The organism is Sphingomonas phyllosphaerae (assembly GCA_036946405.1).
GTDB lineage: Bacteria > Pseudomonadota > Alphaproteobacteria > Sphingomonadales > Sphingomonadaceae > Sphingomonas > Sphingomonas phyllosphaerae_D.
In genome coordinates this window covers 835,057-858,735 of record JAQIJC010000001.1, presented here as the reverse complement: position 1 = coordinate 858,735, position 23,679 = coordinate 835,057, and the positions used below count along the sequence as shown (strand labels likewise).

21 protein-coding genes are annotated in these 23,679 nt (G+C 67.6%); 10 read left to right on the top strand and 11 right to left on the bottom strand.

Going from position 1 to position 23,679, the window contains the following annotated elements; all coding sequences use genetic code 11:
* Positions 1-10 precede the first annotated feature (10 nt).
* Positions 11-1,525: an NAD(P)/FAD-dependent oxidoreductase gene (locus PGN12_04035; GenBank protein MEH3103055.1), complete on the bottom strand. Its 1,515-nt coding sequence runs from the start codon at positions 1,523-1,525 to the stop codon at positions 11-13.
* Positions 1,526-1,635: 110 nt separating this feature from the next.
* On the opposite strand from PGN12_04035, the gene PGN12_04030 reads away from it, so the two are divergent.
* Complete coding sequence (locus PGN12_04030; protein ID MEH3103054.1) at positions 1,636-4,035, top strand: hypothetical protein; 2,400 nt, start codon at positions 1,636-1,638, stop codon at positions 4,033-4,035.
* Between the two features lie 239 nt (positions 4,036-4,274).
* Here PGN12_04030 and PGN12_04025 read toward each other — a convergent pair whose 3' ends face one another.
* The 3 genes from PGN12_04025 to PGN12_04015 all read right to left on the bottom strand — a co-directional run bounded on the left by PGN12_04025 (position 4,275) and on the right by PGN12_04015 (position 7,116).
* The gene (locus tag PGN12_04025; protein ID MEH3103053.1) at positions 4,275-4,652 is read right to left on the bottom strand and encodes a hypothetical protein; all 378 of its coding nucleotides are present in this window, start codon (positions 4,650-4,652) and stop codon (positions 4,275-4,277) included.
* Entirely contained in the window at positions 4,649-5,767 is a 1,119-nt protein-coding gene (locus PGN12_04020; protein ID MEH3103052.1) for a hypothetical protein, read from the bottom strand. Before PGN12_04020 ends, PGN12_04025 begins: the two co-directional genes overlap by 4 nt.
* A 131-nt stretch (positions 5,768-5,898) precedes the next feature.
* The gene (locus PGN12_04015) at positions 5,899-7,116 is read right to left on the bottom strand and encodes an argininosuccinate synthase (protein MEH3103051.1); all 1,218 of its coding nucleotides are present in this window, start codon (positions 7,114-7,116) and stop codon (positions 5,899-5,901) included.
* 118 nt (positions 7,117-7,234) lie between these two features.
* Here PGN12_04015 and PGN12_04010 point away from each other — a divergent pair, with 118 nt between their 5' ends.
* Positions 7,235-7,669 (top strand): EF-hand domain-containing protein, encoded by a 435-nt coding sequence (locus PGN12_04010; GenBank protein ID MEH3103050.1) that lies wholly within the window; start codon positions 7,235-7,237, stop codon positions 7,667-7,669.
* Between the two features lie 198 nt (positions 7,670-7,867).
* Here PGN12_04010 and PGN12_04005 read toward each other — a convergent pair whose 3' ends face one another.
* Positions 7,868-9,097 (bottom strand): cyclopropane-fatty-acyl-phospholipid synthase, encoded by a 1,230-nt coding sequence (locus PGN12_04005; GenBank protein MEH3103049.1) that lies wholly within the window; start codon positions 9,095-9,097, stop codon positions 7,868-7,870.
* An 84-nt stretch (positions 9,098-9,181) separates the two neighbouring features.
* On the opposite strand from PGN12_04005, the gene thrC reads away from it, so the two are divergent.
* Positions 9,182-10,579: a threonine synthase gene (thrC, locus tag PGN12_04000; protein ID MEH3103048.1), complete on the top strand. Its 1,398-nt coding sequence runs from the start codon at positions 9,182-9,184 to the stop codon at positions 10,577-10,579.
* Positions 10,579-11,460: a class I SAM-dependent methyltransferase gene (locus tag PGN12_03995; GenBank protein ID MEH3103047.1), complete on the top strand. Its 882-nt coding sequence runs from the start codon at positions 10,579-10,581 to the stop codon at positions 11,458-11,460. Before thrC ends, PGN12_03995 begins: the two co-directional genes overlap by 1 nt.
* A 174-nt stretch (positions 11,461-11,634) precedes the next feature.
* On the opposite strand, the gene PGN12_03990 is transcribed toward PGN12_03995, so the two are convergent.
* From PGN12_03990 to PGN12_03980, 3 genes are read right to left on the bottom strand one after another with little or no spacing between them, the layout of a single operon-like run.
* A complete protein-coding gene (locus PGN12_03990; protein MEH3103046.1) occupies positions 11,635-12,270 on the bottom strand; it encodes a heme exporter protein CcmB in 636 nt (211 codons plus the stop codon).
* A complete protein-coding gene (gene ccmA, locus PGN12_03985) occupies positions 12,267-12,842 on the bottom strand; it encodes a heme ABC exporter ATP-binding protein CcmA (GenBank protein MEH3103045.1) in 576 nt (191 codons plus the stop codon). The genes PGN12_03990 and ccmA overlap by 4 nt, the downstream gene beginning before the upstream one ends.
* Positions 12,839-13,231: a metallopeptidase family protein gene (locus PGN12_03980; protein ID MEH3103044.1), complete on the bottom strand. Its 393-nt coding sequence runs from the start codon at positions 13,229-13,231 to the stop codon at positions 12,839-12,841. Before PGN12_03980 ends, ccmA begins: the two co-directional genes overlap by 4 nt.
* 66 nt (positions 13,232-13,297) lie before the next feature.
* Here PGN12_03980 and PGN12_03975 point away from each other — a divergent pair, with 66 nt between their 5' ends.
* The 3 genes from PGN12_03975 (at position 13,298) to PGN12_03965 (ending at position 14,973) form a co-directional block, all read left to right on the top strand.
* On the top strand, positions 13,298-13,600 hold the full coding sequence (locus PGN12_03975; protein MEH3103043.1) for a 4a-hydroxytetrahydrobiopterin dehydratase: 303 nt from the start codon (positions 13,298-13,300) through the stop codon (positions 13,598-13,600).
* Between the two features lie 96 nt (positions 13,601-13,696).
* Entirely contained in the window at positions 13,697-14,386 is a 690-nt protein-coding gene (gene gntA / locus PGN12_03970) for a guanitoxin biosynthesis heme-dependent pre-guanitoxin N-hydroxylase GntA (protein MEH3103042.1), read from the top strand.
* A complete protein-coding gene (locus tag PGN12_03965; protein ID MEH3103041.1) occupies positions 14,383-14,973 on the top strand; it encodes an urea carboxylase-associated family protein in 591 nt (196 codons plus the stop codon). Before gntA ends, PGN12_03965 begins: the two co-directional genes overlap by 4 nt.
* On the opposite strand, the gene PGN12_03960 is transcribed toward PGN12_03965, so the two are convergent.
* The gene (locus tag PGN12_03960; GenBank protein ID MEH3103040.1) at positions 14,958-15,131 is read right to left on the bottom strand and encodes a hypothetical protein; all 174 of its coding nucleotides are present in this window, start codon (positions 15,129-15,131) and stop codon (positions 14,958-14,960) included. The two genes, PGN12_03965 and PGN12_03960, sit on opposite strands and share 16 nt — an antisense overlap.
* A gap of 133 nt (positions 15,132-15,264) precedes the next feature.
* On the opposite strand from PGN12_03960, the gene fdhD reads away from it, so the two are divergent.
* From fdhD to PGN12_03945, 3 genes are all read left to right on the top strand, one after another.
* On the top strand, positions 15,265-16,041 hold the full coding sequence (gene fdhD / locus PGN12_03955; GenBank protein ID MEH3103039.1) for a formate dehydrogenase accessory sulfurtransferase FdhD: 777 nt from the start codon (positions 15,265-15,267) through the stop codon (positions 16,039-16,041).
* Positions 16,042-16,048: 7 nt separating this feature from the next.
* Entirely contained in the window at positions 16,049-18,310 is a 2,262-nt protein-coding gene (locus PGN12_03950; GenBank protein ID MEH3103038.1) for an FdhF/YdeP family oxidoreductase, read from the top strand.
* A gap of 205 nt (positions 18,311-18,515) precedes the next feature.
* On the top strand, positions 18,516-21,278 hold the full coding sequence (locus PGN12_03945) for a TonB-dependent receptor (GenBank protein ID MEH3103037.1): 2,763 nt from the start codon (positions 18,516-18,518) through the stop codon (positions 21,276-21,278).
* Between the two features lie 86 nt (positions 21,279-21,364).
* Here the strand turns inward: PGN12_03945 and PGN12_03940 are convergent, their stop codons facing one another.
* Together PGN12_03940 and PGN12_03935 are read right to left on the bottom strand one after the other, a co-directional pair.
* Positions 21,365-22,879, bottom strand: a complete 1,515-nt coding sequence (locus PGN12_03940; protein MEH3103036.1) for an ABC transporter permease/substrate-binding protein — start codon at positions 22,877-22,879, stop codon at positions 21,365-21,367.
* A complete protein-coding gene (locus PGN12_03935) occupies positions 22,876-23,643 on the bottom strand; it encodes an ATP-binding cassette domain-containing protein (protein MEH3103035.1) in 768 nt (255 codons plus the stop codon). Before PGN12_03935 ends, PGN12_03940 begins: the two co-directional genes overlap by 4 nt.
* Between the last annotated feature and the right edge of the window lie 36 nt (positions 23,644-23,679).

Below are 23,679 nucleotides of genomic sequence, written 5' to 3'. Positions count from 1 at the left end.
GGGGGACAGCTTACGCCGCCTTCAGCGCGGTCGGCACCTGCCGCAGGCTGGCGAGCGCCGCGGCTTCGCCCTCGTTGCCGCGCTCGTGATATTCGGCATCCTCGTTGACCGCCCACACGTCATACACGCGTGCGCCGGCCTGGATGTTGCGGACCGTCAGCATCGCGGTCATCATCGCATGATCCTGATTGTTGTAGCGATGCATCCCGTTGCGCCCGACGCAGTGCAGCGTCGCATAGCGACCCTCGATCTCGCGGCGGAGCATGTCGACGTTCTGCGCATAATCCTCGTCATAGACAGGATAGGCTTTCTCCTGCCGCACCACGACGCCGCCGGTGACCTGCGCGGGGTCGCACAGCCCCAGCGTCGCCATTTCGGCGGTCGCCAGCGCGATCAGCTGCTGGTCGCTCGACGTCCACAGCCCGTCGCCCTCGAAGCAGAAATATTCGAGCCCGACGCACGCGATCGCGGGATCGGGCACCATCTCGGGCGACCACGACCGGAAATTCTGGATGCGGCCGACCTTCACCTTGGGATCGTGGATGTAGATCCAATTGTCCGGGAACAGCTCGGGCGAACGGATCATCAGCGCGACCGTCAGGAAGTCGCGATATTTCAGGTTCGACGCCTCGGGCAGCGACGCGGGCAGCGGGTGGATGCGGCTCGCCAACTCGCGCATCGGCGCCGAGGAGATGACATGCGCGGCGTTCAGCGCGACCAGACCGTCGGCACCGTTGGCGGTAACGGTCCAGCGCCCGGTCGCCTCGCTCAGCCGCAACTGGTGGAGCGAGTGCCCCATCAGCACCTGCCCGCCGCGCTCGACGATCCGGTCGCGCGCCGCATCCCACATCATCCCCGGGCCGAGCCGCGGATAGCGGAAATTCTCCAGCAGCGTCTTGGCCTGCCCGACCCCGTCGTTCGGCCGGCGGTTGAGCCCCAGCGAGCGCTTGACCCCGTCGACCACCGCGCCCCACAGCGACAGACCCTTGATCCGCTGCGCCGCCCAGTCCGCGCTCATCCGGTCGCACGGCATCCCCCACACCTTCTCGGTATAGGTCTTGAAGAAGATCGAATAGAGTTTCCGCCCGAAGGCATTGACGGTCCAGTCCTCGAAGCTCTTCACCTCGCGCTTCGGGAACAGTTTCGCCTTGGCGAAGCTCGCCATGCACAAGGCCGAGCGCACCACGCCGAGGTTGCCGAGCGCCTCGAACGCCCGCAGCGGGTAGCTGTAGAATTTGCCCTCGTAATAGATGCGGCTCATCCGCGGGCGTTCGATGAAATCGTCGGGCAGCAGCTCGTTCCAGAGGTCGACGACCTCCTTCGAGCGCGAGAAGAAGCGATGCCCGCCGATGTCGAAGCGGAATCCCTCATGCTCGACGGTGCGGCTGATCCCGCCGACGTACACGGCGTCCTTCTCGAGGATCGCGACCGAATAGCCGGCCTTGGTGAGCAGATAGCCGGCGGTCAGCCCCGCCGGGCCCGCGCCGATGATCGCTACGTCGACCGTAGTGCCTGACTTCGCCATCACGCCCGTTCCGCTTGCAGTGGATGAGGACGCAATGAAGGAAAGTGGTTGAGGCGGAGTTAACGCCGGATGGTGGCACAGCCCGGCGCTCCTGTTCTATAGCCCGCCGGATGCGCGCTTTTCTTCCCCCCGTGCTGGCCCTGGCGGCCGCGGTCTCGCTGACGCTCCCCGATGCCGCGGCGGCGCAGAGCACCACCTTCGATCTGGCCGGTCCGACGCTGACGATGCGCGTGACGCGCGGCGGCGTGACGCTGCCCGCCGGACAGGTGCCGGGCATCCGCGCCGGCGACAGGCTGGAGGTGCGTGCCGACCTGCCCGAGGATCAGTCGGCGCATTACGTGCTGGTGGTCGCCTTCCTGCGCGGCGCGACCAATCCGCCACCCAAGGACTGGTTCTTCAAGGCCGAGACGTGGGACAAGAACCCGAAGAAGTCCGGCCTGTCGATCACCGTACCCGAGGGTGCCGGGCAGGCGATCGCGTTCATGGCGCCGGAAACCGGCGGCGGCTACAATGCGCTGGTCAAGGCGGTGCGCGGGCGTCCGGGCGTGTTCGTCCGCGCCGCGCAGGATCTGTTCCAGGCGTCGCTCGATCGCGCGCGGCTGGAGACGTTCGTCAACGGCGTCGCGCGCGTCGAGGAAACCGCCCCCGAACGGCTGGTGCCGGTGTCGACCGCGCTCGCCGGCACGCTGGCGATCAAGCTCAACGCCGATTGCCTGACCCGCGCGCGTTCGTTGCAGGCGTCGTGCCTGACGCAGAATCGCGACGGCATGGTGCTCCAGACCGGCGGCGGGACGACGCTCGCCGAGGTATTGGGCGGGACGACCACGCAATTCGCTTACAGCCTCGCCGCCACCAAGGAAGGCGGCGCGGGGATCTACAGCCCGTATATCTCGCTGGCGCGCGATTTCGCTCGGCTGTTCGGCGTCTTCCGCAGCGCCAGTTACCAATATGCGCCAGCGCTGGCGGTCGGATCGGGCGAGCGGCTGCGGTTGCAGCTCAACAATCCGCCGTCGTTCCAGAACCCGCAGACCGTGCTGGTCGCGCCGCTGCCGCCGATCGGCAACGCCGCACCGCCGCCGTTGCGCGCCGCCGCCAAGGACGCGGTCTGCCTCGCGCAACCGGGGCTGGTGCTGCGGCTCGACGATGCGCCGCTGCTGTTCGCGACTGACTTCGCGCGCGACCTGCGGCTGAAGCTCGGGTTGCAGGACGGGCGCAGCGTCGAATTGCCGGTGACCGCCGATGCCGAGCGCGGCGGGCTGGTCGTCGCCGATGCGCAGAAGCTGGGCCAGACCGGGATCAGCGACGCGGCGCTGGTCGGACGATGGGGCTTCGACACCTTCACCGGCCCGCGCTTCCCGGTGCAGAACGGCGCACCGACCGCTTGGCAGCCGAAGCCCGACGACGCGGTGGTGATCGGCCGCGATGCCCCGCTGACGCTACAGGGCGGCGCGTCCTCGTGCGTCGAGCAGGTCGCGTTGCGCGATCGCGGCGGCGCGACGCGTCCGGTCGAGTGGAAGGCGAGCGCGGGCGACGAGATCACCGCGACGCTCCCGCTCGCGCGGACCCGGCCGGGTGAGTTGACCTTGCTGGTCGCGCAATATGGCGCGGCGCAGCCCGCACAACTGACGCTCAAGGGACAGACCGAAGCGAGCCGGCTGGAGGGCTTCACGCTCTACACCGGCGACAGGGAAGGCCGGCTGGTCGGCGCGCGGCTCGATCAGGTCGCGAAGCTGGAGGTCGCCGGCGTGACCTTCGTCGCCGGCGCGCTGACCCGCGACCCCGGCGGCGGCGACCGGCTGGCGCTGACCACCGACGCGAATACCGAAACGCTGGCGCAGGGCGCGAGCGACGCGAAGGTGACGCTGAAGGACGGGCGTACCACGACGGTGCGCGCGACGATCACCCCGCCGCGCCCGCGGCTGGAGCTGGTCGGTGCGCATGTCGATGCCCCCGCCGCCGCGACGAAGGTGCCGCTGACGCTTCCCGCTGGGCTGCTCGCGCCCGATGCGACGCTGACCTTCTCGGTGCGCGCGGTCGGCACGCGGCTCACCAACGACGATGCGATCGAGGTCGCGACCACCGACGACGCGGCGACCACCAGGCTGACCGTCGCCTCGGGCAAGCTGCAATCCTTGGGTGGCGACGTCGCGGTCGGCACGTTCGCGCCGCGACAGGCGCTGGGCGCAGCGGCGGTCGGCGCGCTCAGGATGCGGCTGGTGCAGGGCGAGACGCTCGGCGAGTGGCAGCCGCTGGCGCGCGTCGTCCGCCTGCCGGTGCTGACGAAGGTGACGTGCGGCGACAAGGAGTGCGCGATCGAGGGCGACGACCTGTTCGTGATCGCGGCGGTGGCGGGCAACGACGAGGGCGCGGGTGCGGTAGCGGTGCCGGTCGGGTTCGTCGGCACATCGGTGTCGGCACCTCGACCCGCTGGCGATGCCTTGTACCTCAAGCTCCACGATGCGCCGGATGATTGGGTGAAGGTCATCGTCGCATCGGGGCGGAAGGAGTAACGCCAGTCACGCCGCGACGCGGCAGGGCAGGTTTCGCAGGCGGCCATGCCTCGTGCCGCGCGACGCACGTTCCGACTTGCCGGTACGTCCGATCGACCGGCGACAGATGAGCCTGCATGTGCGTCGGTATTGACCGGAGCGAACGGGGAGCCTTCATCAGCCATGAGCGATGCGGTGCGCGCCTCGCCCTTCCGTGCTGGCAGAAGAGTCTCTGCCAATCGCCACGGAGGGGGGCGAGATCAGTCCCCCGTCACGCGCCCCTCGTCATCCTTGAGCTTTGCCGCCACACGCTGCGCCCGCACCTCATCAATGAGGTCCATGAGCTCGTGAATAAGATAGATGCCTTGCATCGTCTTGGGGTCATTCTCGTCCTCGGCTTCGAGAAAAATCGCCTTCATGCGAGCCGCAATATCGATTGCCTTGGTGTACCGATCTTCCCCGATCTTATCGCGAACCATGCCGAAGCCCTCGACAAGCGCATAAAATTCAGAATCAATACTTTTCCTGGGGAAATACCCAGTGTCATCCTTGAACTTGGGCGCATCCCCCATCATGGGCATGACCTGATCCATCAGTTCACTTAGTGTTTCGGGGATGTACGGCTTGTACCGATTCATTTTCCCACCTCCGGCCTATTGATGATATAACTGCTTCCTCGCCCCAACTGACGAGGCCTAATGATGACAACAAGCTGCGGACGGAAATCAGCATTGAAGAATCCGCGTATTTGTGAACTTCTTGACGTTTTAGGTGAAAGGGTAACATCGTATGCGACGTCCCCAACTCTAGCATCAGGTATCCTGTATGAGGATTCTGGCTGTGAAGAGTCGTACTCTCGGCGGTTTACCCGCACCTTATTACTTACCTCTTTAATCTGATAATCCTTACATATAGACCTCAAACCCCTTCTAACATCATTATCAACAAATCTACCGAGAGCCTGCTCCTTTGACAGTTTTCCTCTAAGCGCCCCTGCGTTGTAGAGCCGAAGCGCCTTGCTGTAGGATTGGTCCGCCAAGTCTTGCATCGCGCGCATTGTCTCAACCTGCATCGGTCGCAAGTCACCCTTAACCTTTACAAAGGCCGCAGCGCGCTGCATACGCAGCTCGTTCAGTTGATTTCTCTGCCCTTCCCATGTCGTTGGAAAACCAAGCGATTGGAACGTCCAATGCGGATCGAGCGCCTTGATCTGCGAAATAATATACGCGCTTCGCTCCTGGGTCGTCTTAGCCACTTCCTCGTTCGCGGGCGCCGTAAAACCAAACGCATTATCCAGTAGCGAGAGGACGGCGCCGCCGGGTGCATCACGCAGACCAGGAAAGGTCTGCTCGAGCGTCATCGGATCTTCAAACGCGCGGCTATTGCTACGAAGGGGTTCTCGCGAGGTTTCGAATTGAGCATTCTGAAAAGCTCCGGCGTCGCGATCTGGACGATAGACCGCATTGACGATCGTTCCCTGATCCTTGGCACCAGCCGATTGCTCGGCCGATGCGTTCCGCCATTCGCCTCTTGAGAGCTGCCGTGACGCCGACGCCGCACGGCGACGCGATGAAGCGCTCCGTTCCGGTAGCGTGGTCCCGCCCGGCCCGAAAGTGAACTGGCCGTTTCGCGGATCGTGACATGGGTTGAACTTCAGTTCGATACCGTCAGCGGTTCGCGTCGGGCGTCGCCCCGTTCGGAGCCACACTGAGAAATTGCGTCGTTGATCGATGCTAGCGACGAGATTGTTCATACTTCGCACCCACGTTTCCGCAAGAACATATGTAGAACATTACGCCAAAAGTCAATAAAATGGCCGGCTATCCGCTTCGGAGAGCCGGCCTCATCAATAAAGAAACAGTATTGTCGCGAAATTCGAGCGCCTTACCGATCGCGACGCCCAAGCAACCGCAGCCGAAGCGCGTTGAGCTTGATGAAGCCCGCCGCGTCGCGCTGGTCGTACGCGCCCTGATCGTCCTCGAAGGTCACGACCTTTTCCGAATACAGCGAGTTCGGCGACTTGCGCCCGGTCACGTGGCACGCCCCCTTGTAGAGCTTGAGCCGGACGGTGCCCGCGACCTTCTCCTGCGAGTGATCGACCGCCGCCTGCAGCATCTCGCGCTCGGGCGAGAACCAGAAGCCGTTATAGACCAGCTCGGCATAACGCGGCGCGAGTTCGTCCTTGAGGTGCGCGGCGCCGCGGTCGAGCGTCAGCTGCTCGATCGCGCGGTGTGCCAGCGCGTAGATCGTCCCGCCCGGCGTCTCGTACATGCCGCGGCTCTTCATGCCGACGAAGCGGTTCTCGACCAGATCGAGCCGGCCGATGCCGTGCTCGCGTCCCAGTTCGTTGAGCTTGGCGAGCAGCGCGGCGGGGCTCAGCGCCTCGCCATTGACCGCAACCCCATCGCCACGCTCGAAATCGATCGTGATCGTCTCGGCCTGATCGGGGGCATCCTCCGGGCTGACGGTGCGCGAGAAGACATATTCGGGCACCTCGTCCCACGGATCCTCGAGCACCTTGCCCTCCGAGGAGGTGTGCAGCAGGTTCGCGTCGGTCGAGAACGGCGCCTCGCCGCGCTTGTCCTTGCTGACCGGGATCTGGTGCGATTCGGCGAACTCGATCAGCCGGGTACGGCTGGTCAGGTCCCACTCACGCCACGGCGCGATCACCTTGATGTCCGGGTTGAGCGCATAATAGCCCAGTTCGAAGCGGACCTGATCGTTGCCCTTGCCGGTCGCGCCATGGCTGACCGCATCGGCGTTGACCAGTTTGGCGATCTCGATCTGGCGCTTGGCGATCAGCGGGCGCGCGATCGAGGTGCCGAGCAGATACAGCCCCTCGTAGAGCGCATTGGCGCGCATCATCGGGAAGACGTAATCCTTGACGAACTCCTCGCGCAGGTCGTCGATGAAGATGTGCTCGGGCTTGATCCCCATCAGCTCGGCCTTGGCGCGCGCCGGCTCCAGCTCCTCACCCTGCCCGAGATCGGCGGTGAAGGTAACGACCTCGCAGCCATATTCGGTCTGGAGCCATTTCAGGATGACGCTGGTGTCCAGCCCCCCGGAATAGGCAAGTACGACGCGCTTGATCTGATCGGTCATGGGCAAGGCTCCTTCTTGCGCGCGCCGCTACGCGCTCGCGCGGGCGAGGGCAACCGTCTTGCCGACACGCAGCGACCCGTTCAGCGCGGGTAAAAGCGGCGTACCACACGGGGGCGGAATGAAGCATCATGTCACCCTCGCCGCCGCGCTCGTCGCTTTGCTGTCGCTGCCCGCCTCGACCGTCACCGCGCTGGGGCAGGAGACGCGCGCCTCCGCCACCGCCAAGCTCGACCAGGAATTCGCCGCGTCGGACGCGAACAGGGACGGCTTCCTCTCGCCCGCCGAGATCGAGGCGCGGATGGGCAGGATGAAGGTCGGTCCGGGCAAGACGCTCGACCCGACCCATGCCAGGCGCGTCGCGGCGCTGTTCCTCGCGCGCGCCGACACCAACAAGGACGGCAAGGTCAGCAAGGCCGAATCCGCGGCGCTGATGGGCGCGGTGTTCAACGCCTATGATACCAACCGCGACGGCAAGGTCGACGGCCCCGAAGCCGCCCGCGCGCGTGCGGCGGCGAAAGGCGCAGCGCAGGGCAACGCCGGGCCGAAGCGGTAAGCCTCCTCGTCATTCCCGCGCAGGCGACACCTTTGCGAACGTCATCCGTCATGCCGGACTTGTTCCGGCATCCACCCGTCCGCAAGCGCGAGCTGTAGTTTTCGCGGAACGGTGGACCCCCGGAACAAGTCCGGGGTGACGAACCGGTCGGTGCGATCGTGGGACCTCCACAGAGCGGCGCCTTCGCGGGTATGACGGTTACCCGTCCCGCAACCGCCGTTCTTCCTCAAACATGTAATCGCGCGTCAGCGGCAGCGCGAGCCGGTCGCGGCTGAACTGGATCTGGTAGTTGACCAGCGGCCCGTTGGTGAACGACACGATCGCGCCGGCCAGATAATAGGTCCACATCCGGAAGAACCGCTCGTCATACAGCGCGACGATCTGGTCGCGCGCCGCCACCGTCCGCTGATACCAGTCGCGCAGCGTCATCGCATAATGCATCCGCAGCACCTCGATGTCGGTGACGAACCAGCGGATATATTCGTTCGCCTTGAGCACTTCCGACAGCGCCGGGATATAGCCGCCGGGGAAGATGTACTTGTCGGTGAACTTGTCGGTGAAGTTCGGCCCGTCGCCGCGCCCGATCGTGTGGAGCAGCATCACGCCGTCGGGCGTCAGCAGGTCGCGGCACTTGTTGAGATAGGTACGGAAGTTGCGCACCCCGACATGCTCGAACATGCCGACCGAGACGATCCGGTCGAACGGCCCCTCCAGCGCGCGATAGTCGATCAGCTCGAACCGCACCTTGTCGGCGACACCGGCCTCCTCGGCTCGGCGCTTCGCGACCTTGAGCTGTTCCTCCGACAGCGTGATCCCCAGCACCTCGGCACCGGTCTTGGCGTGGATATACAGCGCCATCCCGCCCCAGCCGCAGCCGATGTCGAGCACGCGCATCCCCGGCTGGATCGCCAGCTTGGCGACGATATGCGCCTTCTTGTCGGCCTGCGCCTGCTCCAGCGGGTTGGCCGGATCGGTATAATAGGCGCAGCTGTACTGTTTGTCGGCGTCAAGGAAGAGGTCGTAGAGCCGGTCCGACAGGTCGTAATGGTGCGCGACGTTGCGCTTCGATTGCAGCGCCTTGTTCGCGGTCAGGAAGCGGTGACGGATCTGCCCGCCGAGTCGCCGCAGCGGGCTGGCCGCCAGCTTGTTGCTGCCATTCTCCCAGCGGCTATTGCTGGTGGCGAGCATCAGCAGGTCGAGGATATCGCCGTCCTCGACGATCAGCCGCCCGTCCATGAACGCCTCGGCGACGCCCAGCGCGGGATCCGCGGCGATCTCGCGATAGACCTTGGTGTCGGTGATGCGGAACGACACCGGCTTCAGTGCGGGATCGTCCTGCCCGAAGGTGGATACCGATCCATCGGGCTTGGTGAGGGTGAGGCGGCCGCGCTGGATCGCGCGGCGGAGGAAAACGTCGATCAATGCCATGACCGCCTGCTAAACCTGTCGTTGGGCGCTGTGCAACCGGCGAGGCATTGCGCGCGGGTAGCGCGGCATCTAGGCAGCACGCCCATGCGCTATGTCAGCACCCGCGGGAACGCGCCCGCGCTCGACTTCGCGGGCGTCACGCTCGCCGGCCTCGCCTCCGATGGCGGGCTGTACGTGCCCGAAAGCTGGCCGACCCTGTCGCCCGACGAAATCGGCGCGCTCAAGGGCCTGTCCTATGTCGACACCGCCGTGGCGGTGATGGCGCCGTTCGTCGCGGGCACGCTGACCCGCGCGGAACTGCATGGGCTGTGCGAAGCGGCGTATGGCGCGTTCAGCCATGACGCGGTGACCCCGCTGGTGCAGCTCGACCACGACCAATGGCTGCTCGAGCTGTTCCACGGCCCGACGCTGGCGTTCAAGGATGTCGCGCTGCAATTGCTCGGGCATCTGTTCGAGCGATTTCTGCAGGGCACCGACCAGCATCTGACGATCGTCGGCGCGACCAGCGGCGACACCGGCTCGGCCGCGATCGACGCGGTGGCGGGACGCAGCGGCGTCGACATCTTCATGCTCCACCCCGAAGGCCGGGTAAGCGAGGTGCAGCGGCGCCAGATGACCACCGTCGGCGCGCCCAATGTCCACAACATCGCGATCCGCGGCGATTTCGACACCGCGCAGGCGCTGGTGAAGGCGATGTTCAACGACTCGTCCTTCTCGACGCGCTTCCGGCTGTCGGCGGTCAATTCGATCAACTGGGCGCGGTTGATGGCGCAGGTGGTCTATTATTTCTACGCCGCGGTCCGGCTCGGCGCTCCGGCCAAGCCGGTGGCGTTCAGCGTCCCGACCGGCAATTTCGGCGACGTCTTCGCCGGCTATGTCGCGGCGAAGATGGGGCTGCCGGTCGCGAAGCTGGTGGTGGCGACCAACGTCAACGACATCCTCGCCCGCGCGCTGGCCAACGGCGACTATTCCAGCCGGACGGTCGTCCCGACCCCGACGCCGTCGATGGACATCCAGGTGTCGAGCAATTTCGAGCGGCTGCTGTTCGATCTCGGCGGCCGTGACGGCGCGGCGCTGGCCGAGCAGATGCGCAGTTTCGAGGATGCGCGCAGCATCCGCCTGACCAATGCGCAGACGCAGGGCGCCGCGCCGCTGTTCGTCGGCGAGCGCGTCGACACCGACGAGATGGCGCTGGCGATGCGCCACGCGCACGAACGCAGCGGGCAGATCGTCGACCCGCATACCGCGATCGCGCTCGCCGCGGCGCATCGCCACGCCAGCGAAGGCGTCCCGATGGTGACCCTGGCGACCGCGCATCCCGCCAAGTTCGGCGACGCGGTGGAGCGCGCCACCGGCGTCCGTCCGCCACTGCCGCCGCGGGTCGGCGACCTGTTCGAGCGCGAGGAGCGGTTCGTGACGCTCGACGCCACCTATGAAGCGGTGAGCGGCTATGTCGCCGAGCACGCGGTGCCGCGCGGCTGATGGACCTGTCGACTCTCATCGGCGAGCCGTGGGCCGACTACGGGCTGGTCGATTCGGGCCACGGCCGCAAGCTCGAACGCTACGGCCGCTTCCGCTTCATCCGCCCCGAGCCGCAGGCCTTGTGGGCACCCGCCAGCGCCGACTGGCGCGCGCAGGGCGAGTTCGTGCCCGGCAGCGACGAGGACGGTGGCGGGCAATGGCATTTCGCCGAGCCAGTGCCGCGCGACGGCTGGCCGCTCGCGTGGAGTGAGGGTGACGCGCGAGTGAAGTTCACCGCGCAGACAACGCCGTTCCGCCACCTCGGCTTCTTCCCGGATATGGCGCCGGTCTGGTCGTGGATGCGCGGGCGGATCGCCGGCATGGCGGAGCCCGAGTGCCTGAACCTGTTCGGCTATACCGGCGTCGGCACGTTGGCGCTGTCGGCGGTCGGCGCGAAGATGGTGCATGTCGATGCGTCGAAAAAGTCGGTCGAGGCGGCGCGCGGCAATGCGGCGCTCTCCGGGCTCGCCGATGCGCCGGTGCGCTGGATCATCGACGACGCCGCCAAGTTCGTCGCGCGCGAGGTGCGGCGCGGTCGGCGCTATGACGGCATCCTGCTCGATCCGCCCAAATACGGGCGCGGCCCGGACGGCGAGGTGTGGCGACTGGAAGAGCATCTGCCGGCGCTGATCGCGGATTGCCGCCGGCTGCTCGATGCCGAGTCACGCTATCTGTTCCTGACCGTCTATGCCGTGCGGATGTCGGCGCTGGCGATCGGCGAGATGCTGCGACAGGCGTTCGCGGACCTGCCCGGCACGGTCGAGGCCGGCGAACTGGCGGTGCGCGAGGAAGCGCGCGGGCTGGCGCTGCCGACCGCGATCTGGGCGCGCTGGTCGCGGTGACGAAAACTTACTAAACCCCCGCCCGCTCCCGGTGTCGCCAGCCCCCTTCCTCTCCGTTCGTGCTGAGCCTGTCAAAGCACGTGCCCCGAACACGCCCCCCTCCCGACTGCCCGGAACAGGCTTCGAGAAGCACAGGGCGAATGGCGGAGGGGGAAAGCACGGCCCGCCGCTCGTTTACTCCACCCCCGCCCGCATCGCCGCGCCCGCCACCACCGGCGCGCCGGCCACCAGCACGAGACTGACCGCCGCCAGCAGCTTCAGCCCGCTCGTTCCGCCCTCGATCGCGCCCGCACCGAAGATCAGCAGCGGCACCGCCAGCGGCAGCATCACCAGCCCCGCGACCGCCCCCGCCCCGCGCAACCCCGCGACCAGCGCTCCGGTCGCCACCGCCAGCGCGGCGAGTCCCGGCGTGCCCAGCAGCAGCCCCGCCTCGACCAGCAGCAATCGCTCCGCCGACAGGTCGAGCAACCCCGCCGCGATCACCGCCGCCAGCATCAATGGCGGCGCGAACGCGCACCAATGCGCCGCGATCTTCACCGCCGCAACCATCGCCGTTGAGATACCGCGCACCGCCAACTGGTCGAGCACCCCCGCCGCCAGATCGGGCTGCACCAGCCGCTCGACCGGCAACAGCGCGGCGAGCAGCGCCGCCGCCCAGATCACCCCGCCGCCGACCTGCGCCAGCAACGCCGCATCCGGCCCGATCGCGAACGGGAACAGCACCGCGACCAGCAGGAAGAACGCGATCACCACGGTCGCGCCGCCTTCGGCATAGCCGCGCCGCACGTCGCGCCAGAACAGCGCGATCACAACGTCACCGTCACGGCATCGGGCAGCGCGAGCGGCTGATGCGTGGTCACGACCACCGCCCCGCCGCCACCGCGATGCCCGTCGATCAATCCTTCAAGCCGCATCACGGCCGCCACATCGAGTCCGCTGGCAGGTTCGTCGAGCAACCACAGGTCCGCGCCGCTCGCCACCACCCGTGCCAGCGCGGCGCGACGGCGCTGTCCCGTCGACAGCATCCGCACCGGCACCTCGGCGATCTCGCTCAACTCGACCGCCGCCAGCGCCGCGGCGACGCGCACCTCGGCCGAACCGCGACCGTCGAGCGCCGCCCAAAAGCCGAGCGCATCGACCAGCCGCCGCTCGGGATCGAGCGCCGCCGGCTCCCCCATCCACGCGACCCTGCCATCGCGCGTCACCACACCCGCGCCCGGCGGCAGCAGCCCCGCCAGCACGCGCAACAGGCTCGACTTGCCCGCACCGTTTGCGCCGCGCACCAGCACCGCGCCGCCGCGCGGCACGTCGATGTCGAGATTCTCGACCAGCACGCGTCCGCCGCGCGCGACGGTCAGCGCCCGCGCGACCAGCAGGCTCAATCCGCCACCGCCTCTTCCAGCGCGTGCATGTCGTCGTCGGACAGGCCGAAATGGTGCCCGATCTCGTGGATGGTGACATGCGCGACCAGATCGTCGAGCCGCACCCCGGTTTCGCACCATTCGGCGAGGATCGCCTGTCGATACAGATGGATGCGATCGGGCAGCGCCCCGCTATCGAACGCGCTCTTCGTGCCGACCGGTTGCCCGTGATACAGGCCGGTCAGTTCCAGCGGATGCTCCAGCTCCAGCGCGGCGAGCGTCTCCGCGTCGGCCTCTTCCTCGACCAGCAGCACCACGTCCCCGAGATGCGCCCGGAATTCGGCAGGCAATCGCGCGATCACACTGCGTGCATGCGTTTCGATCGCGTCTGCGGTGGGCGCAATGCCCATTCCCTCTTGCCCGTCCATCCCGCCGGCCATACCGCCCGGGGCGAAGTAGCGGAAGGGAGCGGATGCATGGCCAAGGCGATCGAACCGTTGAGCGAGGCCGAGCGGGTCGACGCGCTCGATGCGCTGCCCGACTGGGATTATGACGAAGGCCGCGATGCGATCACGCGCTCGATCGTGTTCACCGACTTTGCCGAAGCATTCGGGTTCATGACGCAAGTCGCGCTGCTCGCCGAGCGCGCCGATCATCATCCCGAATGGAGCAATGTCTGGAATCGCGTCGAAATCCTGCTGACGACGCATGATGCCGGCGGCCTTTCCGGGCGCGATATCGAACTGGCGACCGCGATCGACGCGATCCTCGGCGGATGACACCGATCGGGCATTGATCGCCGTCAATATGATTCATCGGAACGTTCGTCGGCACTTGTCCGTCTAACCTGCCCTATGCCGGCACCCGACACACCGATGTTCCGTTGGACGCATCATGCGCAGGCGGAGCTGGAATCGCTTCTTCACGATCACATCGCCGATCGCGCCTTCCCGTGCGTCGGCGCCAAGGCCGCCATGGCGCGCGGCACGCTCAGCGTGCTCGCCTGCACGAGCATCGACAGCGCGTGGGACGACTTGCGCATCCACGACGGACTGGTCGAGTTCGCCGCCGCCTATCGCGAGAACCCGGCGCTGTTCCGCAGTTTCGCGGTCGTGTTCGATGGACCCGATGGCTTGGACGAGCCGGCGTTCGAACGGGCGCTGTGGCAACGTATCCAGTCGCTCTCCGACAAGGACGTCTGGCGCGGCCAGCCTTACGACACGCGCGTCAGCCATGATCCGACCGACTCGCATTTCTCGCTCAGCTTCGGCGGCGAGGCGTTCTTCGTCGTCGGGCTGCACCCGCAGGCGTCGCGCCCGGCGCGGCGCTTCGCGCGCCCGACCTTGGTCTTCAACCTCCACGACCAATTCGAGACGTTACGTGCCGACGGTCGCTACGAGACGATGCGCGAGGCGATCATGGTCCGCGACGAGGCGATCGCCGGCTCGCGCAACCCGATGCTCGCGCGCCACGGCGAAACCAGCGAGGCGCGGCAATATAGCGGCCGTGTCGTCGACGAGGCGTGGCGCTGCCCATTCCATTATGCGGGCGAGAAGCACGCATGACCGGTGCCGTGCACGAGATCGCGCCGCGCAGCGGCGCGGGCTTCACGATGTCGGCCGGCCAGACGCTGACCGTCATCGACCCGCGCGGCGTGCAGGTCGCCGATCTGCTCGCCTACAACGCCGCCGACGTGCGCGAAGTGCTGTCGTCGGGGCGGACGCTCGATTATGCCGAGACGATCCGGCTGACAACCGGACACAAACTCTATTCCAACCGCTCGAACGTGATGCTGGAGATCGTCGAGGACACGGTCGGGCGGCACGACTTCCTGCTGACGCCCTGCTCCTACGCGACCTTCGACCATTTCTACCCGGACCTGCCCCGGCATCGCGGCTGCTTCGGCAATCTCGCGGAGGCGCTGGCACCGTGGGGCGTCACCGAGGACATGATCCCGGTCGCGTTCAATTGCTTCATGAACGTGCCCGTCGACGGGCCGACCGGACGGCTGGAGGTGTTGCCGCCGGTCAGCAAGGCCGGCGACCGGATCGTGCTACGCGCCGCAATGGATCTGGTGATCGGGCTGACCGCCTGCTCCGCCCCCGCGTCGAACGGCGGCAGCTTCAAGCCGATCCATTATTGCGTCGAATAGAGCAGCGCGCGTCGTTCGGCCTCTTCCGCACGCTCGGCATAGCGCTCGGCGAGATCGAGATGGAGGCGGCGAATCGCCCCCTCGCACGTGGCACGCGCGCGTCGCTTCTCTTCGAGGACGCGCTGACGGAAATAGGCGATATCGCCGGTGGCCGACATGACCGATGCTCCCGACTCGAGGATTGACGGTACGCGTTCAACTGACGCGAATGTGCGCCCATCCCGGCGTTCGGGCCTTCATCTCGATCAACTCGCCGCTGGCCGAATCATCGAAAGCCGATGATGTGGGTGAATGACGATCATGCATTCCTTTGACCGCGTCACCCCCGACTCGCCACCTGCGCCGCACGACCGCGCGGTGATCGACGAATCGCCGGTCGCGATCGAGGTCAACGGCATCGGCTATGCGGTGATGATGGCGACGCCGCAGGACATCGCCGACTTCGCGACCGGCTTCGCGCTCGCCGAGCGGATCGTCGCGACGTTCGACGAGATCGAGTCGCTCGACGTCCACGACACCCCGCGCGGCACGATCGTCCGCCTCACGGTCCCGCCCGCCCGCGCCGCCGTTATGCTCGACCGGGTACGGCGACGGACCAGCGACAGTTCGTGCGGGCTGTGCGGGATGGACAATCTCGACGCGGTCCACCGCGACCTGCCGCGCGTCCCCGCCGCGACCGCCGCGCCGGCGGCGATCTTCGCCGCGCTGTCGGCGATGCGCGCGTACCAGCCGCTCAACCGCGCCACCGGCGCCGCCCATGCCGCGATGCTCTGCGCAAACGACGGTACGATCCGCGTCGCGCGCGAAGATGTCGGGCGGCACAATGCCTTCGACAAACTGATCGGCGCGATGGCGCGGCAGGCGCTCGGGTGGGACGGCGGCTTCGCCTTGCTGTCGTCGCGCTGTTCCTACGAGCTGGTCGAGAAGGCCGCGCTGGCAGCGTGCCCGATGCTGGTGACGGTGTCGGCGGCGACCAGCCTCGCGCTGGAGCGGGCCGCCGCCGCCGGGCTGACGCTCGTGTCGCTGGCGCGCGACGACGCGGTGCTTTTCTCGCGCCCCGTGCGTTAGCGCGGTCATGACCGAGCAGCACGACGATCGCCCCGATTTCACTCCTTATAATGGTCCCTCGGGCGGCTGGGGGTCGGTCCGCTCCCTTGCCGACATCATCCCGCGCGAGAAGAACGTCGCGCAGACCACCGCCGAGCTGCTCCGCCAGAACAAGCACGACGGCTTCGCCTGCGTCAGCTGCGCCTGGTCGAAACCCTATCCCCCGCATCCCGCCGAATTCTGCGAGAACGGTGCCAAGGCCACCGCATGGGAGATCACCAGCCAGCGCGTCACCCCCGACTTCTTCCGCCAGCACACGCTGACCGAGCTGCGCGGCTGGAGCGACTATCGACTCGAGGAAGCCGGGCGGCTGACGCATCCGATGAAATATGACGCGGCGACCGACAAATATGTCGTCGCGCCGTGGGAGGAGGCGTTCAGGGCCATCGGCGCGCGGCTCAAGGCGCTGCCGCCCAAATCGGTGGTGTTCTACGCCTCGGGCCGCGCCAGCCTCGAGACCTCGTTCATGTGGCAATTGATGGCGCGGCTCTACGGCAACCAGAACCTGCCCGACAGTTCGAACATGTGCCACGAATCGACCTCGGTCGGGCTCAAGACCTCGATCGGCGTCCCCGTCGGCACGACCAGGCTCGAGGATTTCGATACCACCGACTGCATCTTGCACTTCGGCCAGAACGTCGCGACCAACAGCCCGCGGATGCTCCACCAGCTGCGCGACGTCCACAAGCGCGGTGCGGACATCATCGTCTTCAACCCGCTCAAGGAACGCGGGCTGGAGCGCTTCACCGATCCGCAGAACCCGATCGAGATGGCTACGGCCAAGGAGACGCCGATCGCCACCCAATATCATCAGGTGAAGGCCGGCGGCGACATCGCGGTGATGATGGGCATCGCCAAATGGCTGCTCGCCCACGACGCGATCGACCATGACTTCATCGCCGAACACACCCACGATTTCGCACCCTTCGCCGCCAAGGTGCAGGCGACCGGCTGGGACGAGATCGAGCGCGAATCGGGCCTGCCCCGCGCCGCGATAGAGCGCGCCGCCGCCGCTTATGGCCGCGCGAAGACCGCGATGGCGATCTACGGCATGGGGCTGACCCAGCATGTGAAGGGCGTCGACAACGTTCGGATGCTCGTCAACCTGATGCTGATGCGCGGCAATATCGGCAAGCCGGGCGCGGGTCTGTGCCCGGTACGCGGCCACAGCAACGTTCAGGGGCAACGCACCGTCGGGATCACCGAGAAGACCGAACTCGCGCCGGTCGAGAAGTTGAAGGAGCGCTACGGCTTCTCGCCCCCGACCGAAAAGGGGCTGGACACGGTCGAGGCGTGCCGCGGGATCATCGATGGCACGGTCAAGGCGTTCCTGTCGCTCGGCGGCAATTTCGCGCGTGCGGTCCCCGAAACCGAGCTGGTCGAGGACGGCTGGGCGCGGATGGACCTGTCGGTGCAGATCGCAACCAAGCTCAACCGCAGCCATCTGATCCCTGCCGCCGGCGACACCTGGCTGCTGCCGTGCCTTGGCCGGATCGAGCGCGACTTGCAGGCGACCGGTCCGCAGCGCGTGACCGTCGAGGATTCGACCAGCGTCATCCATCCCTCGCTCGGCAAGGTCGAGCCGGCCAGCCCGCATCTGCTCTCCGAGCCCGCGATCGTCGCCGGGATCGCGCAATCGTTCCTGCCCCCCAATCCCGCGATCGACTGGGACCAGTGGGTCGGCGATTACAGCCTGATCCGCGACGAGATCGCCGCGGTCTTCCCCAACTTCTTTGCGCGCTTCAACGAGCGGTTGCAGGAGAAGGGCGGCTTCTGGAAGGGCAACAAGGCGTCCGGGCGCGAATGGGACACCGAGAGCGGCAAGGCCGAGTTCCTCGTGCCCGACGTGCTCAACGCCACCGGCTTCAGCGAGGCGGACGGGCGCTTCCGCTTGCTGACGCTGCGCTCGAACGACCAATTCAACACCACGATCTACGGCTATTCGGACCGCTTTCGCGGGATCAACGGCACGCGCCAGGTGGTGCTGATGAACCGCGCCGACATCGCGCGCGCCGGGCTCACCGCCGGGCAGAAAGTGACGCTCGTCACCGATGCGGAGGACAATCACGACCGCCGCGTCGGTGACCTGATCGTCGTCGAATATGACGTCCCCGACGGTTGCATCGCGGCTTACTACCCGGAGTGCAACCCGCTGATCCCGCTGTCGCACCATGCGGAAGAAAGCCATGTGCCGGCGGCGAAGTCGGTGCCGGTGCGGATTGTAGGATAGCCCTCTCCCCTCGGGGAGAGGGGTGGGTGAGGGGCCGGTGCCTCGCAGAGAGGTACGGCTCGGTGAGACCCCGGCCCCTCACCCCGGCCCCTCACCCCAGCCCTCTCCCCGGCGGGGAGAGGGAGTATCTTCCGGCATAATTATGCGACAAATCACCGCTAGCGCCACGACTGCCGCCGAACGTCACAAGCGGCTGGGGTAACACATGCGTCTCTCGTTCCTTCTGCTGGCCTCCACCGCTTCGCTGCCCGCCTATGCCCAGCAGCCCGCCACGCCGCCCGCCCCTGCACCGGCCGGCGCACAGACGCCCGCTCCGGAACCCGAGAACGAGGAAGAAAGCAGCGAGGACATCGTCGTCACCGGCTCCCGCGCGCAACGCGGCGCGGTGATCGGCGACGTCACGCCCGAGGAGCAATTGTCCCCCGCCGACATCCGCAGCTACGGCGTCAGCTCGGTCACCGAATTGCTCAACGAACTGTCGCCGCAGACCCGCTCCGGGCGCGGCGCGGGCGGCGCGCCGGTGGTACTGCTCAACGGGCGGCGCATCTCCGGCTTCCAGGAAATACGCGACCTCCCGACCGAGGCGATCCAGCGCGTCGACATCCTGCCCGAAGAAATCGCGCTCAAATACGGCTATCGCGCCGACCAGCGCGTCGTGAACTTCGTGCTGCGCCGCCGCTTCAAGGCGGTGACCGCCGAGGTCGAGGACCGGGTCGCGACCGAGGGCGGGCGCAACACACCGGGTGCCGAACTCGACCTGCTCCGCATCCGCAGCGACAAGCGCGTCAACCTGCACCTCGAATACAGCCGTCCCGGCGCGCTGACCGAGTCCGAACGCGACATCATCCAGGCCCCCAACGCCGCGGCGGTCGGCGGCAACGTCTCGTCGCTCAACCGCGGCGCGATCGATCCGCTGTTCGGCAACGCCACCACGCTCGGCATCCCCGCGCTCGCCGCGACGCAGGCGCCGTTGCTCGGCGACTTCACCACCACCCGCAACGTCACCGATCAGGGCGCGTATCGCACGCTCCTGCCGCAGCAGCGTACGGTCAGCGCCAACGGCACCTATGCGACGACGATCTTCGGCAACGTCTCGGCGTCGCTGAACGCGACCGTCGACCACAATGTCACGCGCGCGCTGCGCGGACTGGCCGAGGTCGATCTCGATTTGCCGGTCGGCAGCCCCTTCTCGCCGTTCGCGGTGCCGGTGCGCGTGACGCGCGCGTTCGACGACGTGCCAGCGCTGACGCAGCGCGCCGAAACCACCAACCTTCATCTCGGCGGCACGCTCAACGGCGATCGCGGGCAATGGCGCTGGTCGCTGACCGGTAACGTCGATCGCGACGAAAGCAACACGGTCACCACCACCGGACTCGACGCCAGCGCGTTGCAGGCGAGCATCGATGCCTTCGATCCGCTCGCCAATCCCTATGGACCACTGTCGCTCGGCGCGTCGCCTGCGGATCGCGGCCGCTCGGTCGCGTCCAGCGCCGGGCTCGACGCGCTGATCGCCGGCCCGTTGTTCCTGCTCCCCGCCGGCTATGCCAACACCAGCATCCGCGTCGGTGCCTCGACCAGCGACTTCAGCAGCGATTCCTTCCGCCGCGGCGTGGCGAGCGCCGCCGACATCGGGCGCGACGTCGCCAATGCGCAGATCAACCTCGATTTGCCGATCGCCAACAAGGCGCAGGGCGTGCTCGGCACGCTCGGCCGGCTGTCGATCAACGGCAATCTCGCGGTCGATCAGGTATCGGATTTCGGGACGCTGTGGACGATCGGCTATGGCGCGAACTGGACGCCGATCGAGGGCGTGAGGCTGCTCGCGTCGGTCACCGATCAGGACGAAGCGCCCTCGGCGCAGCAGCTCGGCAATCCGTCGGTCACCACCCCCGGCGTGCGCGTGTTCGATTACGTGCGCGGGACCACCGCCACCGTCACCACGATCACCGGCGGCAACCCGAACCTGATCGCCGACAACCGCCACGCTCTGAAGGTCGGGCTCGACATCAAGCCGTGGAGCGCCCAGCAAATCAACTTCCGCGCCGATTACACCCGACAGAGCACCGACGATCCGATCGCCGCCTTCCCCAGCGCGACCGCCGCGATCGAGGCCGCCTTCCCCGATCGCTTCACGCGCGATGCGGGCGGCAATCTGCTTCAGATCGACTCGCGCCCGATCAACTTCGCGCGCAGCGAGACGTCGCAGATCCGCTACGGCGTCAACCTGTCGTTCCGCATCAAGTCCGAACTCCAGAAGAAGATCGAGGCGTTCCGCGCCGGCACCGGCCCGAATCCGTTCGAAGGGTTGCGCCCGCCGGGCGGTGAACGCCGCCCCGATCGCCCGCCACAGGACCGCGCCCGGCCGGACGGCAGCGCGATGAACGGCGGACGCCCCGACGCGGGCGGCGGTGCACCCGGTGGCCCGCCCGGCGGCGGCGGCGGCTTCCGCGGGCGTGGCGGCGGCGGGGGCGGTCAGGCCGGCGGGCGCGTCCAGTTCGCGCTCTATCACACCTGGCACCTCACCGAGCGCGTGACGATCGCCGACGGCGGGCGCGTCCTCGACTTGCTCAACGGCGACGCGATCGGCGCGGCCGGCGGGCAGGCCCGGCACGAGCTGGAGGGACAGGCCGGCTATACCAACAACGGGCTCGGCGCACGGTTGTCGGTCAATTACCAGAGCGGCACGCGCGTCAACGGTGGCACCGCCGGCGCGCCGGAGACGCTCGAATTCGGCGGGCTCGCCACCGCCAACCTGCGGCTGTTCGCGGACCTCGGCGGCAACATCGACTGGGTGCGCGCGCACCCATGGATGCGCGGCGCGCGGGTCAGCATCCAATTCGACAATCTCTTCAACACCCGTCGTGACGTCCGCGACCAGAATGGCGAAGTGCCGATCGGCTTCCAGCCCGACTATCTCGACCCGGTCGGCCGCACGATCCGCGTCTCGTTCCGCAAACTGTTCTTCTGACGCCCCGTCGCCCCTGCGGAGGCAGGGGCCCATGTCTGTAGAGTGTCACGGTCGGCCGCCCCGAAAACCGTCGCCAACCGTGTCCCTCACAATCCGATCCGTCCCGCCAGCCACCGCGCGGCCGCTTCCGGGCTCTGCTTGTCGCGATCCCGGTCGACCCGGTAATTCGCCTCGCGCATCGCCGCGACCGGGATTCGCCCGATCAGCGGCCGCAACGCGTCGAGGAATCGCGCGTCCTTGCGATGCTCCGGTGCGACCAGCACGATCGCGTCATAGCCGGGGATCGCCCGGCGCGGATCGGCAAGCACCGTCAGCCGGTCGGCGGCGATCCGCCCGTCCGACGAGAAGGCGCTGATGACATCGGCGCGCCCGCTCTCCAGCGCCCGGTACATGAAGGTCGGGCTGTACGGCGTCGCGCTGGCGAAGCGCAGCGGATAGGCGCGCCGGATCGCCGCCCATTCGGGCCGGTCGAGAAATTCGAGGTCGGCCCCGAAGCGCAATTGCGGTGCGACGCGCACCAGATCGTCGAGCGTCGCCACGCCCCGCCGCGCCGCATCGTCGCCGCGCATCGCGAAGGCATAGGCATTCTCGAAACCCAATGTGCCCAGCAACGTCACCCCGCGCGACTGTTGCGTCCAATCGGCGATCGCGCGCAGTTGTTCGGTGCGCGACGGCGTGTCGGTGCGGCGCATTTCCGCGGTCCAGAGCGTCCCCGCATAGTCGACATAGACGTCGATCTCGCCCCCCGCGACTGCCCCGATTGCCACCGCCGAGCCCAATCCGTCACGATAACTGACCCGATAGCCGGCTTTCGTGAGCCGATCGCCGATCAATCGCGCCAGAATATATTGTTCCGAAAAATTTTTTGCGCCCACGACGACATGCCGCTCGCCTCCACCGCGCCACATCGGGCTCGCAGCGGCAACCGTGGCCACCAGAAGCAGCACCAAAGCCACACCGGCACGCCGCCACCGCCGCGCGCCGGCTGCCCGCTCCGCGACCGCGAGCAGAAAGTCGACCCCCAAAGCGAGCCCCGCCGCACCGACGCACCCCGCGATCACCAGCGTCCACGCCTGCGTCTGGAGCCCCGCAAAGATCAGATCGCCCAGGCTCGGCTGCCCCACGGTGGTCGATAACGTCGCCGCGCCGATCGTCCACACCGCCGCCGTGCGCACCCCCGCCATCGCAATCGGCAGCACCAGCGGCAGCTCGACCAGCCGCAGCTTCTGCCCCCGCGTCATCCCGATCCCGTCCGCCGCCTCCAGCACCGCCGGGTCGAGCCCGCGCAATCCCGTGACGATGTTCCGCGCGATCGGCAGCAGCGCATAGAGCGTCAGCGCCAGCAGCGCGGGCAGAAACCCGAGCGCCGGCACGCCATGTCCGATCCACAGCAACACCGGATAGAAGAGCGCGAGCAGCGCAAGGCTCGGGATCGTCTGAACGAGGCTCGCGAAACCCAGCACCACACCCGCCAGCCGCGACGCCCGCGCGGCGCGGATCGCGATCGGCACGCCGATCACCAGCGCCAGCGCCAGCGCCGCCATCGCAAGCAACAGATGCTGCGCGGCAAGCGCCGGCACGCGGGCCAGGGCATCGTTCATGTCGACAGCGCCGCCAGCCGCGTCGCCTGCGCACGCGGCACCGCCACCAGCGCCTGCGCCGCCGCACCGCCCGCGCCGCGCAGCAAAGCGGCGGGCACCTCGTCGGCGACCACATGCCCCGCCGCCATCACGATGACGCGGTCGGCGAGCAGCAGCGCCTCGGCCATGTCGTGCGTCACCATGATCGTCGTCAGCGCCAGCTCATCATGCAGGCGCCGCACTGCCGACGCCAGCGACTCGCGCGTCACGGGATCGAGCGCGCCGAACGGCTCGTCCATCAGCAGCAGCCCCGGCCGCGCCACCAGCGCGCGTGCAACGCCGACACGCTGGCGCTGCCCGCCCGACAGCTCGGCCGGCATCCTTGTCGCGAAGGTCCGCGGCAGTTCCACCAGGTCGAGCATCGCCCCGGCGCGCGCTGGGTCCGGCGTGCCCGCCAGCCGCAGCGGCAGCGCGATATTCTCCGCGACGCTCAGGTGCGGGAACAAGCCGATGTCCTGAAACACATAACCGATCCGCCGCCGCAGCGCCGGCGCGGGCTCATCGGCGACATCGCGCCCGTCGAGCAGCACGCGGCCATGATCGGGCGTCACCAGCCGGTTGATTGTCTTCAGCAAGGTCGACTTGCCCGAGCCGGACGCCCCGACCAGCGCGACGAAGGACCCGGCCGCGATCGTCAGCGAGACGCCGTCGATCGCGGCGGCGTCGTCATAGTGTTTGCCGACCTGCTCGAAGGCGACCGCCGGTCCGGACGAAAGTGCTGGCATCGCCGCCGGTGATGCGGGAAGCGTGCAGGAGTAACA

What these genes read in the sequence shown, in the direction of transcription:
- fdhD (MEH3103039.1), top strand. Translation starts at nt 15,265, where the DNA reads ATGACGATCATGCATTCCTTTGACCGCGTCACCCCCGACTCGCCACCT.
- PGN12_04030 (MEH3103054.1), top strand. Translation starts at nt 1,636, where the DNA reads ATGCGCGCTTTTCTTCCCCCCGTGCTGGCCCTGGCGGCCGCGGTCTCG.
- PGN12_04020 (MEH3103052.1), bottom strand. Translation starts at nt 5,767, where the DNA reads ATGAACAATCTCGTCGCTAGCATCGATCAACGACGCAATTTCTCAGTG.
- PGN12_03980 (MEH3103044.1), bottom strand. Translation starts at nt 13,231, where the DNA reads ATGGGCATTGCGCCCACCGCAGACGCGATCGAAACGCATGCACGCAGT.
- PGN12_04005 (MEH3103049.1), bottom strand. Translation starts at nt 9,097, where the DNA reads ATGGCATTGATCGACGTTTTCCTCCGCCGCGCGATCCAGCGCGGCCGC.
- PGN12_04035 (MEH3103055.1), bottom strand. Translation starts at nt 1,525, where the DNA reads ATGGCGAAGTCAGGCACTACGGTCGACGTAGCGATCATCGGCGCGGGC.
- gntA (MEH3103042.1), top strand. Translation starts at nt 13,697, where the DNA reads ATGTTCCGTTGGACGCATCATGCGCAGGCGGAGCTGGAATCGCTTCTT.
- PGN12_03935 (MEH3103035.1), bottom strand. Translation starts at nt 23,643, where the DNA reads ATGCCAGCACTTTCGTCCGGACCGGCGGTCGCCTTCGAGCAGGTCGGC.
- PGN12_03965 (MEH3103041.1), top strand. Translation starts at nt 14,383, where the DNA reads ATGACCGGTGCCGTGCACGAGATCGCGCCGCGCAGCGGCGCGGGCTTC.
- PGN12_03945 (MEH3103037.1), top strand. Translation starts at nt 18,516, where the DNA reads ATGCGTCTCTCGTTCCTTCTGCTGGCCTCCACCGCTTCGCTGCCCGCC.
- PGN12_03975 (MEH3103043.1), top strand. Translation starts at nt 13,298, where the DNA reads ATGGCCAAGGCGATCGAACCGTTGAGCGAGGCCGAGCGGGTCGACGCG.
- PGN12_03960 (MEH3103040.1), bottom strand. Translation starts at nt 15,131, where the DNA reads ATGTCGGCCACCGGCGATATCGCCTATTTCCGTCAGCGCGTCCTCGAA.
- PGN12_03940 (MEH3103036.1), bottom strand. Translation starts at nt 22,879, where the DNA reads ATGAACGATGCCCTGGCCCGCGTGCCGGCGCTTGCCGCGCAGCATCTG.
- PGN12_03950 (MEH3103038.1), top strand. Translation starts at nt 16,049, where the DNA reads ATGACCGAGCAGCACGACGATCGCCCCGATTTCACTCCTTATAATGGT.
- PGN12_04015 (MEH3103051.1), bottom strand. Translation starts at nt 7,116, where the DNA reads ATGACCGATCAGATCAAGCGCGTCGTACTTGCCTATTCCGGGGGGCTG.
- PGN12_03995 (MEH3103047.1), top strand. Translation starts at nt 10,579, where the DNA reads ATGGACCTGTCGACTCTCATCGGCGAGCCGTGGGCCGACTACGGGCTG.
- thrC (MEH3103048.1), top strand. Translation starts at nt 9,182, where the DNA reads ATGCGCTATGTCAGCACCCGCGGGAACGCGCCCGCGCTCGACTTCGCG.
- PGN12_04010 (MEH3103050.1), top strand. Translation starts at nt 7,235, where the DNA reads ATGAAGCATCATGTCACCCTCGCCGCCGCGCTCGTCGCTTTGCTGTCG.
- PGN12_04025 (MEH3103053.1), bottom strand. Translation starts at nt 4,652, where the DNA reads ATGAATCGGTACAAGCCGTACATCCCCGAAACACTAAGTGAACTGATG.